Origin of the sequence: Corallococcus sp. CA041A (genome assembly GCF_003612075.1) — a bacterium.
GTDB lineage: Bacteria > Myxococcota > Myxococcia > Myxococcales > Myxococcaceae > Corallococcus > Corallococcus exiguus.
Window position 1 is genome coordinate 1 of record NZ_RAWF01000125.1, and the last position, 15,021, is coordinate 15,021.

Here is a 15,021-nt window from a genome sequence, read left to right on the forward strand (position 1 = left end):
CCCCGGCTCCCGCTCCCGCTCCGGCCGCCCCTGCGTACACGCAGGCCCAGGCGGACAAGGACGCCAGCGCCCTGCGCGAGGCCATGGACGGCGGACTCACCGGGTGGGGCACCGACGAGGACAAGATCTTCCAGACGCTCGAGGGCAAGACGCCCGAGCAGGTCGCGATGATCCGCCAGAGCTACCAGGACCACTACGGCAAGAACCTGGATGAGAAGATCCGGGACGAGCTGGGTGGCTCCGACCTGCAGCGCGCGGAGGGCCTGCTCCAGGGCAACGGCGCGAAGAGCGACGCGGTCAACCTCCAGTCCGAGATGGACGGCCTCTTCGGCTCCAACGAGGACATGCTGAAGATCCTGGAGAAGCGCTCCCCCGCGGAGCGCCACGCCATCGCGCAGCAGTACGCGGACATGAACGGCGGCACCCCGGCGGGCCAGAAGCCCGAGGACGTCCTGCTGGCCCGCATGGGCCGGGAGATGGACGGCGCGCAGCTGGAGCGCGCCCGGAGCATGCTCAACGCGGGCCAGGCCACCACGCCCGCGGAGGCCACCGCGCTGGAGACCCAGGCGCTCAAGGCCGGCCTGGAAGAGGACATGGCCGGCTGGGGCACCGACGAGGGCCGCATCTTCGAGCGCCTGGAGCGGGCCACGCCGGAGCAGCGCGCCATCCTCTCCCAGGACGAGGGCCTGAAGGCGAAGCTCAAGGACGAGCTGTCCACCGAGGAGTACGACCGCGCCGTCGGCCTGATGCAGGACAACCCGGCCCAGGCGGACGCGGCCCGGCTGCGCGAGGCCCTGGGCGGCTTCTTCGGCGCGGACGAGAGCGGCGTGCGCGACATCCTCCAGGGGAAGACGCCGGATCAGATCAACGCCATCAAGGCCGAGTACCAGAAGCAGACGGGCCAGTCGCTGGACTCCCAGATTCAGAAGTGGGACGGCGGCGACCGGGACGTCACGCTGCGCATGCTCAACCCGCCCGCCGCGGACGACGCGAAGGGGCAGGCGGAGGCCTCCGCGGAGCGGCTGTTCCTGGCCATGGACGGCATGGGCACGGACGAGGACGCCATCCGCTCCGAGCTGGGCGGCAAGTCCAAGGCACAGCTGGACACCATCGCCGCCGCGTACCAGCAGAAGTACGGCAAGGACCTGCGCGCGGAGCTGGACAGCGAGCTGGACGGCCGCGACGAGCTGGAGCTGCTCAAGCAGGACTACGACCTGGGCGCCATCGACCCCAACGACCCCAACGCCGCGCAGGAGCGCGCGCGGCGGCTGCGCGAGGTCCAGACCAACGAGTCCGGCTTCGGCGTGGACCTGCTGGACGGCATCCAGCACCTCACCAAGGGCGAGTCGGACAACGACATCCTCAACCGCAACCTGGACCGCGCCGACCAGGCCATCGCGACGGGTGACACCCAGCGCGCGAACACGCTGACGGGCTACGCCACGGAGGACGTGAAGGCGCTCCAGTCCGCCAAGGACTCGCTGGCGGAGACCACGGCCACCGTGGCCGTCGTCGCCGCGACCACCGTGGCTGTCGTCGCGACGGGCGGCGCGGCCACGCCCCTGGCCATCGCCGGGTACGCGGCGGTGGGCGCCACCACGCGCGCCGCGACGTACGCCGCCATCCAGGGCAACGCCGCCGGGGCGCAGGACCTGAGCCGCCAGGCGCTCATTGGCGCCGTGGAGGGCGGCACGGCGGTGATCCCCATCGGCAAGGGCGCTTCCCTCGCCACGGGCGGCACGCGCGTGGCGGCCACCCAGGCCACGGAGGCCGCGGTCCGCACGACCGTGCGGGAGACCGCGGAGGGCACCGTGCGCACCGCCATCAAGCAGGGCATCAAGGAAGGTGCCTACGGCGGCGCGGCCGGTGGTGCCATGGACGCGGCCACCCAGTCCGAGACGTGGAAGGACGGCGCGCTCACGGGCCTGGGCCGCGTGACGACCCGCGCGGTGACGGACGGCACCGTGGGCGCGGTGACCGGCGGCGTGGTGAGCGGCGGCCTGGCCAAGGGCGCGGACATGCTCAAGCCGCGTGAAATCCCGGTGATTCACAACCCGGACCTGCCGGGCAACACCACCAAGGTGCGCTACGACAACGGCCAGGTGCGGATTGAAGCGGGGCCGCACGCCACGCCCGCGGACATCGCCGCGCACCAGGAGACGGCCCGCCTGCTCCAGAAGTACGAGGGGCCCACCGGGCAGATCCGCCAGCTCAAGGACCGCGTCCAGCAGGCCCTCACCAAGACGCCGGGCTACGGCACGCAGGGCTTCGAGTCCAAGATGGAGGTGCAGAAGCTCAAGAACATCCTGGGCGGCCTGGAGGCGGCGCAGAAGCGCATCGACGACAGCATCGCGGGCATGAGCGGCAAGCCCACCGCGGCCACCGTCGCCGAGCGCGCGGCGCTCCAGCGAGACATCGCCAACGTGGAGTTCCAGATTGAGTTCCACGCCAAGCGGCTGGACTCGCTGGCGCCGGGCACGGGCTCCGTGGCCATGCACGGCACGCCGGGCACCACGACGCCGGACTGGGCGGGCGTGGGCACGTCGGTGAACACCGTGGGGCAGGTGACGCCGCCCCCGCAGGTGCCCATGACGGCCGCGGAGAACACGGCCATCAACGGCCCGCGCAATCCCGCGACGGAGACGGCGCAGCAGTTCAAGGCCCGCCAGGCCGAGGGGCGCCGCGTCTACTCGGAGCGCACCTACGACCCGAAGACCCGGACCCAGGCCGAGCTCAACCGGGACGCGAACCCGGCCGTCTTCACGCAGGTGGATTCGGCGGGGAACAAGGTCCCCATCGAAACGCAGCAACTGGCCAAGCTGCGCGCGGAGCGGGCCCAGACGGAGATTTTGCGCCGGGGCGTCATCCGCGAGCAGCAGCTGGCCGAGGCCTTCCCGAACGGCCCCACGCTCAACGTGGCCGCCAACGACGCGGCGCACGGCTCGGCCCACAACGCGCACACGATCGACCGGCACGGCGCGTCGGTGCCCACGAACATCGCGGACGCGCCCCCGGGGGCCCGCACCCTCGAGAGCCGCGTCACCGACGGCGCCGGCTGGGGCTCGGTGGAGAACAACTCGTTCCAGTGGTCCAGCGACGCGACCATGGACTCCACCCTCAACAAGTACGTGGCGGACAACTGGGACACCATCAAGACGGACCTGGCCCTGTACGGCCACAGCGACCACCTCAACATCCCCGTGACTCCCGGCACGACGGTGGGCAACGGCTTCACGGCCGTGGAATCGGCGGGCACCCGCACCGCCGTCCCCGCGAACGCGGGCAGCTACAACGTCAGGCTGCGCCTCATCGACGGCACCCCGCCGCAGGTGATGGTATTGACCGCCTTCCCTGGTCCCTGAGGCCCCCTTCCGATGACCGCCGACCCCAAGACAAGCGCGCGCTTCGAAGAGCTCAAGGCGCGCATGGAAGCCCTCAAGAACGCGCCTCCGCTGGAGAAGGCGCGCACCTTCTTGAGCACCTACTGCGCGCCCAACTCGACCCTGGCCGACGTGGAGGACCAGGTCCGGCACGCGCTGGGCTTCAACAGCATTCCCCTGTACACGGGCATCGAAGGGCTGGAGGCCGTCCTCGCCGACACGCGCCTGCCCTCTTCGACGCTGGTGTCGTTGGCCCGTGACGAGGCGAAGCGCCAGGAGCTGCCGGCGACCCCCGCGGCGGCCCGTCAGTACCTGGAGCAGGTGCTGGGCGTGCTGCGCAAGCACCTTCCCAAGGAGCCCGAGGTCGAGGGCGTCGCCGGCTTCGGCATCGACGACGTCTACAACCTGCGCGACCCGGCCGGGAAGCTGGAGCGCCTGCGCTGCATCGACATGGTGGGCGTGGGCAATGAGAGCTTCGCGGTGCTGGTGCCGGAGCACGCCAGCGAGGACAAGGGCCCCTTCACGGTCTACCGCTACCAGGCGGTGCCCGGACAGCCCTTCAAGTACGACCGCGTGACGGACGCGGGCCTCGCCGCGAAGGTGCTCAAGGCTTCCCGGAGCTGACCTCCGCGACACCATGACCCTGCCGCGTTACGACTACGTTTCGCAGCTCGCCATCGTCGGCAACGCGCGGTTGCGGGGACGCGACCTGCGGGCGCAGGTGATTGACGATCCTGGAGGCGCGGCCCTCGTGCGGGGGCCCGACACCTTCGAGGGCTTCGCGCTGCCGGACGGGGGCTTCGAGCCGTCCTTCTACGCCTGGTTGGACGGGATGAAGGCGCGGGGGCTCGTCGCGCTGCGGGTGCTCACGGACAGCGACCCCGAGGATTGGATCCTCACCACGCCCCCTCCTCCCCTGCCCCGGTTGCCGGACTTCGTCCTCGTCTTCGGGGACCGGGAGACCGGGTACGCGTACCGCTACGAGAGCGGCCCCATGGGCACGAGGGAGTTCTTCATGCCGGTGGACATCCCCCGGCGGGTGGCCGTTCCGTCCGTGGACGCGGCGGAGCGCGAGCTGCTGGAGGCGACGCGCGGCTACGTGCGGTTCCTGGAGGGCAAGGTCCGGCACGACGATTCAACCGCCGTCTTCTACGAGAAGATGGGGCGCGAAGTCCTGGAGCAGCTCACGGCCACCGAGCCGCGCTTCCAGGAACTGCTCGCTGAGCGGCGCAAGGCGCAACTGCATCAGCTGCGCAAGGACTACAAGCCCCGGTCCGGCTACACGAAGGCGATGCGCCCGGGCATTCTGGAGCAGGCGGACCGGGTCCAGCGGATGTCGGACTTCGCGCGCGTCATGGAAGAGGCGGGGCTGTCCTGGCGGACGCAGCGGCTGGCGCTGGTTTCGAAAGGGCTCTACCCGCTCAACATGCGCCACGAGCGCACGTCGGAGGACACGCTTCCGGACTACGTGCACCACCCCGGCTACATCGAGGTGGGCTCGCGGTTGGCGAAGGCCGCGTGTGAGGGAAGCAACGCGGCGCTGAACGCCTCCGCTTGATCCGCCGCCTCGTTCTCCACGGGGGCCTCTGAAGCCAGCCACGTCCAGGCGAAGGCGGCCAGGTTGAAAGCCATCATGGTCAGGGAGAAGAGCCACAGCCGCAGGCACACGGCGATGCCCGCGTGCAACAGCAGCGTGGCCACCAGCCAGTGCCGCCGCAGCCGGGGCACCCAGATCATCCCCGCGTAGCCCACCTCGATGAGCAGCGTGCCCCAGCAGGCCACCTTCGCAAGCAGCGGGTACGCCGCGAGCCAGGAGAAGTCGAACGCCTGGAACTGCGGCTGCATCAGCGCGCGCCAGATGGCTTCGCCGTTCCACCACTGCACGCCCTGCGCCTTGGCCAGGCCGGTGTCCAGGTAGATGAAGCACAGGTGGAGCTGGAGCGTGCGCAGCGCCACGCGGGCCGCGGACGACGGACCGGTGGAGACGCGGCCCGCTCGCGCATCCAGCGACCAGCGGCCCGCGGACGGCATGAACACCAGATAGAAGAAGAGTACGTGGAGGATGGTGTCCACGCCGTAGAGCGACAGGTACGCGTTCGCGGACGTCAGGCCATGCGTGAACCAGGCGAGCACCGCGAAGGCGCGCGTGCGGTAGCCCACGAGCAGGCCCACCAGCCCCACCGCGTAGAGGACGAACACGGCGTACATCGTGGCCATCGTGCGGATGCCCAGTGGCGCCAGGAGCCGCCCCAGCCACCCCAGGCTGGGCGCCCAGTCGCCCGCGCCCACATCGGTGATGACCCACTGGACGAGGCCGAAGTTGCCGTACAGCTCCGGCAGGTGCGGCCAGAGGATGGCGAGCTGCGTGAGGGAGATGGCCGCGACGGCGATGCGCAGGAAGGCCAGTCCGTCGGAGGAAGCGGGCTCCAACCAGAAGCGCCGCACGTGGGTCTGGAGACGGTTCATGGCGAGGCCTCGGACTTCGGAGCGTCAAGGCGGCCGAAGGTCCCGGTGTAGTGGATGGCCCATTCCGGCCGCTTCCCGGCGGCCCAGGCCTCCATGGAAGGAAGCTGGTAGGACTGGGTGACGACGGTGACCTGGGAGGCCTCCGGATGGACGCCCAGCATCACCGCCGCCCAGGACTGCGCCAGCACGTCCTGCGTCTTGCGGTTGGCGCGCAGACCGGAGGCGACGATGCAGCGGTAGCGGCGCGCCACCTCCACCTCGTCGGAGGTCAGGGGTTCGAACAGCGAGCTTCCGTCGCTCTGTTCGACGAAGAAGCCGGTCCGCGAGTCGCTGGCCACCGCGGGAGCGAAGAAGCGGTAGTCGCTGATGACGCCGGACAGGCTCTGGTAGGTCCGGACGCCTCGGTCGAACGCGCCGTCCGAGTCCGCATGGGCCAGGCGCGTCCAGAGGAAGGCGCCCACCGCGGCCAGATGCACTACGGCGACGCACGCCCAGAGGGCCGCCTGGCGTTCATCCCCCTCGGGCCGCGATGGGACGGTTCTCATGGCTACCTGAGGAACTGGTAGGAGGCGGGGGTGACGTCCGCGAGGACGGCGTCGATGGCCAGGGCCACGCGCCTCGACTTCTCGCCCGAGGCCATCCCGGCCTCGGTGTTCGGATCCATCACCAGGCCCATGATGTTCGACTGCTCATCGAGGGCGACGTGCTGGACGCTCGCCATCCGCCGCACATAGGCGAGGGGCAGCGTGCCGTAGAGGCGCGACCCGTTGACCCCGCCCCGGGGCGAGAACGTGGGCAGCCGGATGTAGAACGTGTCCGTCGGCACCTGACGGATCTGCGCGACGATGGCGTCCACGTCCGCCTGCGTGAAGTCATGGGTCGGCGTACGCGCGGACACGGACGCGAAGCTGATGGCGCTGGTGAGCGCCACGCCCACCGTGGCGACGGCGGCGACCTTGAAGCCGGCGTGACGGAACGCGCGGCGCACGATGTCTTGCGACAGGAGTTGTTTCATCGGGGAGGTACCTTCGGGGTGTGGGCAGCAGCGGAAACGCGGCTGCTCCACAGGTACGTCCCGGTGAAACATTATTCTTGCGCCCCGGGGTGTGCGGCGACCGCGCCCCTCCACGGGTGAGGCAACCGGGGCGAGGATGGCCTACGGTGGGGATCCATGAGCTTCGCCGACAAGATGCGCGTCTGGATGCCCCTGCACGAGAACGGCGTCAGCCGCGCCGTGCACTTCGTGGGGGCCTATCTCTTCACGTTCGCCCTGCTGGTGCCGTTGTGCTGGGTGCGCATCCCCGGCACGCCCGTCACCGCCGCGCATCTGCTGGTGGCCGCGGTGACCGTGTACGCCATGACGCTGGAGTGGACCGCCGGCCTGCTGATGGCCCTGCCGCTGGTGCCCACGCTCCTCGCCGCGGAAGCGGTGGCGGGGCTTCCCACGGGAACGGCCACGGGCATCGCGGTGGGCGTGATGGTGTTCCGCTTCGCGATGGTGGTGGGCGCGCACGTCGTCTTCGAGAAGAAGACCCACGGCCTGTCCCTGGGCGGCCCGCAGCTGTTCTTCATCGAACCCGTGTACCTGCTCACCCTGGTGCTCTTCTCGCTGGGCCTCAAGCAGGACCTGCGCGCGCGCGTGGCGCCCTCCAGCACCTGACGTCATGGAAGGTCCCGGCATCCTCGTCCGGCATCCCGCCGCGCGGTGGGGACTGCTCACGCTGCTGTCGCTCCTCGTGCTCTCCGCCGTCCCCCTGTCCGGGGTGACGTCACGGGGGACGCTGAAGGAGGGATACACGGACCACGTGCGCCATCCGTACGTGGTCTGGGTGGGACTGCATCGCGGGCTCCAGGCGCTCTACACCGCGCCGCTGGGCGAGCTTCGCGAAGGCGTCCCCTACCCCCAGGCCATCGACCAGTGGCTGGAGGTGCCGTACGTCTATCCGCCCGGCGCGCTGGTGCTCTTCCTGCCCCTGGCGCTCGTGGGCGAGTGGGTGCCCATGTCACCCCAGGCCTTCGGGCAGGTGTGCCTGCTGTACCTGCTGGCCTTCGCGCATGTGGCGCTCTACGCGGCGCTGCGGCTCCTGGATGGGCTTCCGGCGGGTGGCCGCTGGGCGGTGGGGTTCCTCTGCGGGTTGGTGCTGATGCGGCTGGCGCTCTATGGCCAGTACGACGGCGCGTGGCTCGTGTGCGGGGTGCTGGCGCTGGCGGCGCTCGCGAAGGACCGGCCGGTGGTCGCGTTGCGCTGGCTGGCGCTCGCGGCGCTGTTGCACTACCGGGCGCTCGTCCTCGTCGCCGTGGGTGTGGTGGCGCTGTGGCGCGTGGTGCATGGGCGGCCGGTGCGTCAGTGGCCGTGGGGCACGCTGCTCGGGGTGTCGGCGGCGGGGGTCCTCTGCGTGCTCACGTTCCTGTGGATGGCGCCGCTGGCCGCCCAGACGGATGCGGCGACGCCTTCCATCCTGGGTGAGCCCGGCACGGTGGCCCTGGTGCTGGGCTTGAGCGCGGCGGTGCTGGCGCTCTCCTGGCGCGGGTCGGACGGGCTGGTGACCGCGTCGGTGGGGTTGGGCGTGCTGCTCGCGGTCATCGACACGCGCCATTGGTGGCATGCGTCCGCGCTGATGCTGGTGCCTTTGTGCGTGGGTGTGCTGCGCGCTCCTCGCTGGCCCACGGCGGTGCGGCTGGGGCTCGTCGTCTGGGCGGGGGTGCTGGAGATGGCCGTGTGGTACGGCAATCCCCTCTGGTTGTTCCGCGACCTCAATCGCTTCCTGCGGCTGGTGTGAGCAGGAACCGCGCCTCGTCCCAGACGAGCCCGTAGTGACGCAGGAGTTCGTCGATGCCTGCTCCCGCCGGGGATGGATGGACGATGGAGTCGAACCGGTTCAGTTGGAGCGTCCGGTCGGAGGCCGCGGAGACGAGGAGCGCGCCGTCCGGGGAGAAGGCCAGGGCCGCCACGAAGCCCTGCTGACCCGTGAACGTCCCCAGCTGTTCGCCGGAGTGCAGCCCCCAGACCTTCACCCCTGCCTCCACGCCCGACGAAGCCAGGAAGCGGCCATCCGGTGACACAGCCAGGGCGAGCACACCCACGGTCTTCGCGTCCATCGTCTTCAACAGCCGGCCCTCCGTCACGTCCCAGACGCGGAGGGGCTGCCGCATCCCCGCCGTCACCAGGTGGGGCTCGGATGAGGTGAAGACCACGGCGCGCACGGGCTCGCCCATGTCGAGCCGCAAGAGGGGCTGACGCCGCTCCACATCCCATGTCCGCACCGTCTTGTCCGCACTGCCTGACGCGAGCCTGCGCCCCGAGCTGTCGAAGGCCAGCGCCCACACCTTGCCGGTGTGTCCCTGGAGCAGCCCCACGGGCCTGCTGTCGGCCACGGACCAGAGTTGGATGTCCGGATCTCCCGCCACCGCGAGGAGCGCCCCATCCGGGCTGAAGGCCACCGCGCGCACGGAGCCGTTCGCCGCGGGCAACTCCAGCAGCACCCGCCCCGAACGCGCGTCCAGTACGAGTACCCTCCCCTTCAGCGTTCCCACCGCGATGCGCTCGCGGTCCGGGCTCACCGCCAGGGACACCGCGGACTCCGCTCCTCCCACTTCCGGATGGAGTTCTCTTCCCTCCGCGATGCGCCACCGCCGCCAGCCATCCTCACCGCCTGTCATCAACTCGCGGTCCTGGGAGAACGCGAGCGCCTCCACCCAGACGCCGGGTCCACGAAGCAGCACCTGCGCGGGGACCTCCGGCCTGCGCCACACGCCGAGGACACCGTCCATCCCGCCCGAAGCGAGCGTGCGCCCGTCCGGTGACAAGGCCACGCTCATCACGGCGGCGTGATGTGCATCCATCCGCTCCAGCAGCGCGCCCCCATGGCCGTCGAGAAGCTGCACGCGTCCGTCCCATCCGCCCTGGACCAGGAGCTGGAATCCGGCGTCGATTGCGGCCACGGAGACGTCGCCGGAGTTGCGAAACACGTCGGTGAGCTGCCCCGAGCGGGCGTCCCAGAAGCGCACGGCCCGGTCGCCCGCCGCCGTCATGATGCGCTGTCCGTCCGAGGAGAACGCGCCCGCTTCCACCTTCTCCCCGTGACCCACGAGGCGGAGGACCTCCTTGCGCGACTCCAGGTCCCAGACCCGCGCGCTCCGGTCCGCGCTCGTGGACAGCAGCCGCCTGCCATCCGGCGAGAAGGCGACGGCGATGACGTTGTCGTCGTGCTCGAAGCGCAGCTGCTCGGCGCCTGTCTCGAAGGCCCAGACGCGGACCGCCTTGTCCAGACCACCGGAGGCCAGCCGCCTGCCGTCGGGCGAGAACGCCAGCCCGAGCACGACGTCGGTGTTGCCGGGAATCACCGCGTGCGGCCTGCCCTGGCGCCAATCCCAGACCCGGAGCTCGCCGGGCCTTCCCGCGGAAGCCAGCCAGCGGCCGTCCGGCGAGAAGGCGACGGCGTGGACCTCGGCCGTGTGGCCCTTGAGCTCCGCCAGCAGCTCGCCGCGCTCCACGTCCCAGAGCCGGACGACAGAGTCGTAATGCCCGGACGCCAGCACGCGGCCGTCTGGCGTGAACGCCAGGGCGAGCACCGAACCCTGGATGCGCTTCGACCAGCGCAGCGTGGAGGCGTGGTCCACCGCCTGTCCCTGTCCCCACTGCGCGGCGAGCGAATCCCGCGAGGCCCGAGCGAGCGCGAACGACGCCGCCGCCACGCTCCACTGCCGGGACTCGGTGGCGGCTTCGCCCCGGGCCTCGTGGACGCGGGCGCGCAGGTCCCGCGCGTTCGCATCGTCCGGCGCGCCGCCACCGGAGGAGCGGTGCGCCGAACAGGAAGCAAGCAACAGCGCGAGGCACCACCACCTCATGGGGCTCCCTCCGGATACGGGACACGGCTTGCCTGGGCGCGGAGCGTCCGCACCTTTGGGCCAGGACCGTAACCCGAATGGGAGGAAGTCATGCCCGACAAGGCGACCGTTGAACGAGCGAAGAAGGACCTGCGCGAAGGCAAGAGCGCCAGCACCGCGGCGGGTGAGTTCGTGCATGAGGAACTGGAGCACATCCGCGAAGGCGCGCACGGCGCACGCTCTTCGAAGCAGGCCATCGCGATTGGCCTGTCGAAGGCGCGACGCGCGGGCGTACCGCTGAAACCACCCACGAAGGAGCAGGCCACCGCGCGCACACGGCGTTCGGCGAAGCAGGACCTGGAGGTGGGTCAGCAGGAGCGCAAGCCTCGGGCACCGTCGAAGAAACGGAGCAAGGCCACGCAGGGCGCGCTCAAGCGGGAGGGCCGTCAGGCGGCGTCCAAGCAGGCCCTGTCCGCCCAGGCGAAGAACGCCTCACGTAAGCGCACGACCACCGCCCGCAAGGCGTCCGCTCGCAAGGCGGCGGCCACCCGCAAGGCGACCAGCCGGGCCCGGGGGTAGACACGATGCCCGGTACGACAAAGAAGCCACATGGCCCCGCCCCTTCCCGCAAGCGCATGGCAACCGCCTCTCGCGGCACGGCGAAGCGCTCCACCGCGAAGCGACCCGCGGCGAAGCGGCGCTACTGGTCCCGCGAGGTGACGGAACACAGCGACGCAATGACGCTGGAGGAACAGGTCTTCAAGCGCTCACCGAAGGAGATCGCCCGCTCGGTGAAACGCTCCGCCGAGCAGAGCCACCGGCGCAAGGCGTCGCCTTTCCAGTCGGCCATGTCGATGCTTTCGTTCTACGGCAACCGCGCGGGCCGGAACCTCCCTGCATCCCGCAGGCGGGCCATCCAGGAGGCCAAGGAGGAGCTGCGCAAGTTGTATCACCGCCCCTCCAAGGCCCCCTGAGCCCGTGGCGGCTACAGGCCCGTCGGATAGGTCTCCGGCGCTTCACCGCGCTCCCATCCGGCGGTGCGCTCCAGCGGTTCGAGCGCACGCGTCTCATCGATGTGCAGCATCGCGTCGAACTGCTCCGGCAGCCGCGTGTGGAAGTAGTGGCTCCTGCGCTCCGTTTCGGGCCGGTAGATGACGCCGATGGCCCGTTGCAGGCGCCGCTCGCGGAGTGCTCCGGCGGCCTCTCCCAGTTCGCGGAGGTCCAGCAGGAAGCCTGGCAGGCCGACCTGATGGAAGAGGGACTCGCAGCTGCCCGCCAGTCCGTGGCGGACCTGCTTGCGCTCAGCGGTCCCACTCCAGTTGGTGGCCGCGGTGACGGTGCCCCGGTACGTGCTGAAGCCGATGAGCCGCGTGACTTTCGGGTGCCGCTGGCGCGTCAGCTGTCCCAGGTTCACCTCGCCCGCCTCCCCCATCTCTGTCGCGCGCGCATCGCCGACGTGCGAGTTGTGGGCCCAGACCACGACCCGCGCGGCCCCCAGCCTCCGCTTCAGGAAGCCCATCAGCGCATCCAGCGTGTCCGCCATGTGCGTGTCGCGCAGGTTCCAGGACGAGATGCGCCCATGGAACATGGACCGGTAGTACTCCTCCGCGTTCTGGACGACCCGGGCGTTCTGCTCCGCTTCGAACTGCGCGTCCTCCGCGATGAATCCGTCCCGGCGCAGCAGGGCCTCGCGCTCCCGTTGCAGCTCGCGGAGCTGGTCGACGACCTGCCGCTCGCAATCCGGAGACAGGCCCAGCGACGTCGCGTGGCCGTAGTCCTTCGGGTCCTCGCCGAAATGTTCGAAGCACGCGTAGCGGTGCCGGGCGCGCTTCGCGGCCTCTGGATCCGCCCGGTCCAGGTACTTCAGCACCGCGCCCATGGAGGCGTGGAGGCTGTAGAGGTCCAGCCCGTAGAACCCGACCTTCTCCCGCGCGGAGTGGCGGTCGTTGTGCGTCCGCAGCCAGCCCGCGAAGTCCAGCACGTCCGCGTTGCGCCACATCCATGCGGGGAACCGTTGGAAGTCGGAGAGCGACTCCACCGCGTCCGCGTCGTGGCCCATGGCCCGCACGTAGCGGTTGATCCGGTACGCATCCGGCCAGTCCGCCTCCACCGCGACGGCGTTGAAGCCCCTCTCCTCGATGAGCCTCCGCGTCAGGAGCGCGCGCAGCCGGTAGAACTCGTGCGTGCCGTGGGTCGCTTCGCCAATCAGCACGCACGTCGCGTTCCCCACCAGGTCCATCAGGGGCCCGAAGTCCTCCCGCGTCCCCTGGAGCGGCCTCACGGACTCCGCGAGCGCTCGCACCAGCAGTCCGTCGTCTCGGTGCGCCATGGTGTCTCCTCCCCTTGTCTTCAAGGGTTGGGACTCACACGCCCCGAGGGAAGACTGCGGGCGGCCAGGCAGCCCCCTGCTCTACCAGGGCTCTCATCCTCAGAGAATCAAGCAACTCCTGCCTGGGCATGCCGATAACCTTTTCAAAGGAATCTTTATGACCCAGATCAAATCCCCCACGGGCTTCGTCTCGTCGCTGCAGACCGCCCTGAAGACCGCCAGCACGGATGGCAAGGCAGTGGGCGCCCCGGCCCTCAAGAAGGCGCTCCAGGGCACTGACGCGGCCCAGCTGAGCCCCCAGCAGAAGCACCAGGTTCGCGACGTCTTCGAGAAGGTCAAGTTGACCCCGAAGGCCCGTGAGCTCGCGGATCAGTTCGTGGGTGACGGCGTCGGCCTCAAGCCGCCGAAGGACAGCGGCGTGTTGAAGGTCATGATGGACGACCCCACCCGCGGCTCGAAGCTGCCGGACTTCGCTCCGCCGGATGGCGGCCGGGTGAAGGTCCGGATGGATGATCCGACCGGTGGCTTGAACCTGCCGGACTTCACTCCGCCGGACGGCGGCCGGGTGAAGGTCCGGATGGATGATCCGACCGGTGGCCTGAACCTGCCGGACTTCACTCCTCCGGATGGCGGCCGGGTGAAGGTCCGGATGGATGATCCGACCGGTGGCCTGAACCTGCCGGACTTCACTCCTCCGGATGGCGGCCGGGTGAAGGTCCGGATGGATGATCCGACCGGTGGCCTGAACCTGCCGGACTTCACTCCTCCGGATGGCGGCCGGGTGAAGGTCCGGATGGATGATCCGACCGGTGGCCTGAACCTGCCGGACTTCACTCCGCCGGACGGCGGCCGGGTGAAGGTCATGATGGATGACCCGACCCGTGGCTCGAAGCTGCCGGACTTCACTCCGCCGGATGGCGGCCGGGTGAAGGTCATGATGGACGACCCCACGCGTGGCTCGAAGCTCCCGGACCTCAAGCCGCTGGATGGCGGCGCCCTGAAGGTCAAGATGGACAGCCCGGTCTGAACGACGGGCAGGCGAAGTCACGGACCCCATGACGTCTCGTAAGAAGGTCGTGGTCATCGGCTCGCGCTCGGATGACGCCACCCGCTTCGTCGCGGAAGCGGTGGAGCGGCGTCGTGCGCGAGCCCTCGTCCTGGAAACAGACCGGGTCCCGGACTCCGCCGCGTTGAGCTGGCAGGACGGAGACGTGCACTGGGACGGTGAGTGTCTCAGTGACCTGCGCTCGTTCTACCTCAAGCTCGTGCGCCTCTCGCTCCCGGTCCCCGAGGCCGAGGCCCTGTCCGAGCGCAACTTCCCGCGCTGGCAGGAGCAGTACCTGGCGGAGCGGGAGCGCCAGTCGTTCCTCCACTCCGTGCTGCGTTCGCTCCACCGGCGCGGCGGCTCGTTCGTCAACCCGCTGGAGGCGGTGGAGCTGCACTATCTGAAGCTGCAGCAGCTGGCCCTGTTGCGCCGCCACCGCATTCCCGTCCCCAGCACCCTGGCCACCGCCTCACCGGACGCGGTGCGCGAGTTCGTCGCGCGCCACGGGGCCGTCATCTACAAGCCCCTGAGCGGCGGCGCGCTGGTGCGCAAGGTGGAGGAGGCGGACCTCACCGAGGCGCGGCTCCAGCTGCTCGCCAACTGTCCGGTGCTGTTCCAGGAGCAGATCCAGGGCGACGAGTTCCGCGCCTACGTGCTCGACGGCGAGCCCGTGTCCGCCTTCCACATCCCCACCGACGGCGTGGTGGACGCGAGGCAGAACCTTCACCGGGTGAAGCCCGCCCGCCTGCCGAAGGAGGCCTGGGCGGTGTGTCTCAAGGGCGCCAAAGCGCTGGGCATGGTCTTCACGGCGGTGGACCTGCGGCGCACGCCCGACGGCGCCTTCGTGGCGCTTGAATTCAACCCCACTCCCGCCATCTCCTTCTTCGATGATCCGCGCGACGGCAAAGTCATCACCCGGCTCGCCAGCTACCTCGTCTCCAAGGCCTGAGCGCCCGAGCGGGTTCTTCATCACG

Annotated in this window: 14 protein-coding genes; 9 read left to right on the plus strand and 5 right to left on the minus strand. The window is 70.2% G+C overall.

The window, feature by feature from the left end:
- The 3 genes from D7V77_RS22280 to D7V77_RS22290 form a co-directional block, all read left to right on the plus strand.
- Positions 1 to 3,362, plus strand: a 3,362-nt coding sequence (locus tag D7V77_RS22280) for an annexin (protein ID WP_147452123.1), incomplete at its 5' end; no start/stop codon positions are given.
- A gap of 12 nt (positions 3,363 to 3,374) precedes the next feature.
- The gene (locus D7V77_RS22285; protein ID WP_120578306.1) at positions 3,375 to 4,004 is read left to right on the plus strand and encodes a hypothetical protein; all 630 of its coding nucleotides are present in this window, start codon (positions 3,375 to 3,377) and stop codon (positions 4,002 to 4,004) included.
- A 13-nt stretch (positions 4,005 to 4,017) separates the two neighbouring features.
- Positions 4,018 to 4,938 carry a hypothetical protein gene (locus D7V77_RS22290; protein ID WP_120578307.1) on the plus strand — a complete coding sequence of 307 codons (921 nt, stop codon included), beginning with the start codon at positions 4,018 to 4,020 and terminating at the stop codon, positions 4,936 to 4,938.
- Here D7V77_RS22290 and D7V77_RS22295 read toward each other — a convergent pair.
- From D7V77_RS22295 to D7V77_RS22305, 3 genes are read right to left on the minus strand one after another with little or no spacing between them, the layout of a single operon-like run.
- Positions 4,863 to 5,846, minus strand: coding sequence for an HTTM domain-containing protein (locus tag D7V77_RS22295; RefSeq protein ID WP_120578308.1), 984 nt, complete (start codon positions 5,844 to 5,846; stop codon positions 4,863 to 4,865). The genes D7V77_RS22290 and D7V77_RS22295 overlap by 76 nt on opposite strands.
- Positions 5,843 to 6,391, minus strand: coding sequence for a hypothetical protein (locus D7V77_RS22300; RefSeq protein ID WP_126932771.1), 549 nt, complete (start codon positions 6,389 to 6,391; stop codon positions 5,843 to 5,845). The genes D7V77_RS22295 and D7V77_RS22300 overlap by 4 nt, the downstream gene beginning before the upstream one ends.
- 2 nt (positions 6,392 to 6,393) lie before the next feature.
- A complete protein-coding gene (locus tag D7V77_RS22305) occupies positions 6,394 to 6,861 on the minus strand; it encodes a hypothetical protein (RefSeq protein ID WP_120578310.1) in 468 nt (155 codons plus the stop codon).
- 156 nt (positions 6,862 to 7,017) lie between these two features.
- On the opposite strand from D7V77_RS22305, the gene D7V77_RS22310 reads away from it, so the two are divergent.
- Both D7V77_RS22310 and D7V77_RS22315 read left to right on the plus strand, forming a co-directional pair.
- The gene (locus D7V77_RS22310; protein WP_120578311.1) at positions 7,018 to 7,506 is read left to right on the plus strand and encodes a DUF962 domain-containing protein; all 489 of its coding nucleotides are present in this window, start codon (positions 7,018 to 7,020) and stop codon (positions 7,504 to 7,506) included.
- A 4-nt stretch (positions 7,507 to 7,510) separates the two neighbouring features.
- Positions 7,511 to 8,626 carry a hypothetical protein gene (locus D7V77_RS22315; protein WP_120578312.1) on the plus strand — a complete coding sequence of 372 codons (1,116 nt, stop codon included), beginning with the start codon at positions 7,511 to 7,513 and terminating at the stop codon, positions 8,624 to 8,626.
- On the opposite strand, the gene D7V77_RS22320 is transcribed toward D7V77_RS22315, so the two are convergent.
- Positions 8,601 to 10,694 (minus strand): WD40 repeat domain-containing protein, encoded by a 2,094-nt coding sequence (locus D7V77_RS22320; RefSeq protein ID WP_120578313.1) that lies wholly within the window; start codon positions 10,692 to 10,694, stop codon positions 8,601 to 8,603. The two genes, D7V77_RS22315 and D7V77_RS22320, sit on opposite strands and share 26 nt — an antisense overlap.
- Positions 10,695 to 10,784: 90 nt before the next feature.
- Here D7V77_RS22320 and D7V77_RS22325 point away from each other — a divergent pair, with 90 nt between their 5' ends.
- Together D7V77_RS22325 and D7V77_RS22330 are read left to right on the plus strand one after the other, a co-directional pair.
- The gene (locus D7V77_RS22325; protein ID WP_120578314.1) at positions 10,785 to 11,252 is read left to right on the plus strand and encodes a transcription elongation factor; all 468 of its coding nucleotides are present in this window, start codon (positions 10,785 to 10,787) and stop codon (positions 11,250 to 11,252) included.
- Between the two features lie 56 nt (positions 11,253 to 11,308).
- Positions 11,309 to 11,647 carry a DUF3175 domain-containing protein gene (locus tag D7V77_RS22330; RefSeq protein WP_120578315.1) on the plus strand — a complete coding sequence of 113 codons (339 nt, stop codon included), beginning with the start codon at positions 11,309 to 11,311 and terminating at the stop codon, positions 11,645 to 11,647.
- An 11-nt stretch (positions 11,648 to 11,658) separates the two neighbouring features.
- Here the strand turns inward: D7V77_RS22330 and D7V77_RS22335 are convergent, their stop codons facing one another.
- Positions 11,659 to 13,002 carry an erythromycin esterase family protein gene (locus D7V77_RS22335; RefSeq protein ID WP_120578316.1) on the minus strand — a complete coding sequence of 448 codons (1,344 nt, stop codon included), beginning with the start codon at positions 13,000 to 13,002 and terminating at the stop codon, positions 11,659 to 11,661.
- 157 nt (positions 13,003 to 13,159) lie between these two features.
- Here D7V77_RS22335 and D7V77_RS22340 point away from each other — a divergent pair, with 157 nt between their 5' ends.
- Positions 13,160 to 14,029: a hypothetical protein gene (locus D7V77_RS22340; RefSeq protein WP_233597155.1), complete on the plus strand. Its 870-nt coding sequence runs from the start codon at positions 13,160 to 13,162 to the stop codon at positions 14,027 to 14,029.
- Between the two features lie 28 nt (positions 14,030 to 14,057).
- A complete protein-coding gene (locus D7V77_RS22345) occupies positions 14,058 to 14,996 on the plus strand; it encodes a RimK family alpha-L-glutamate ligase (RefSeq protein WP_120578317.1) in 939 nt (312 codons plus the stop codon).
- The last annotated feature ends 25 nt before the right edge of the window (positions 14,997 to 15,021 follow it).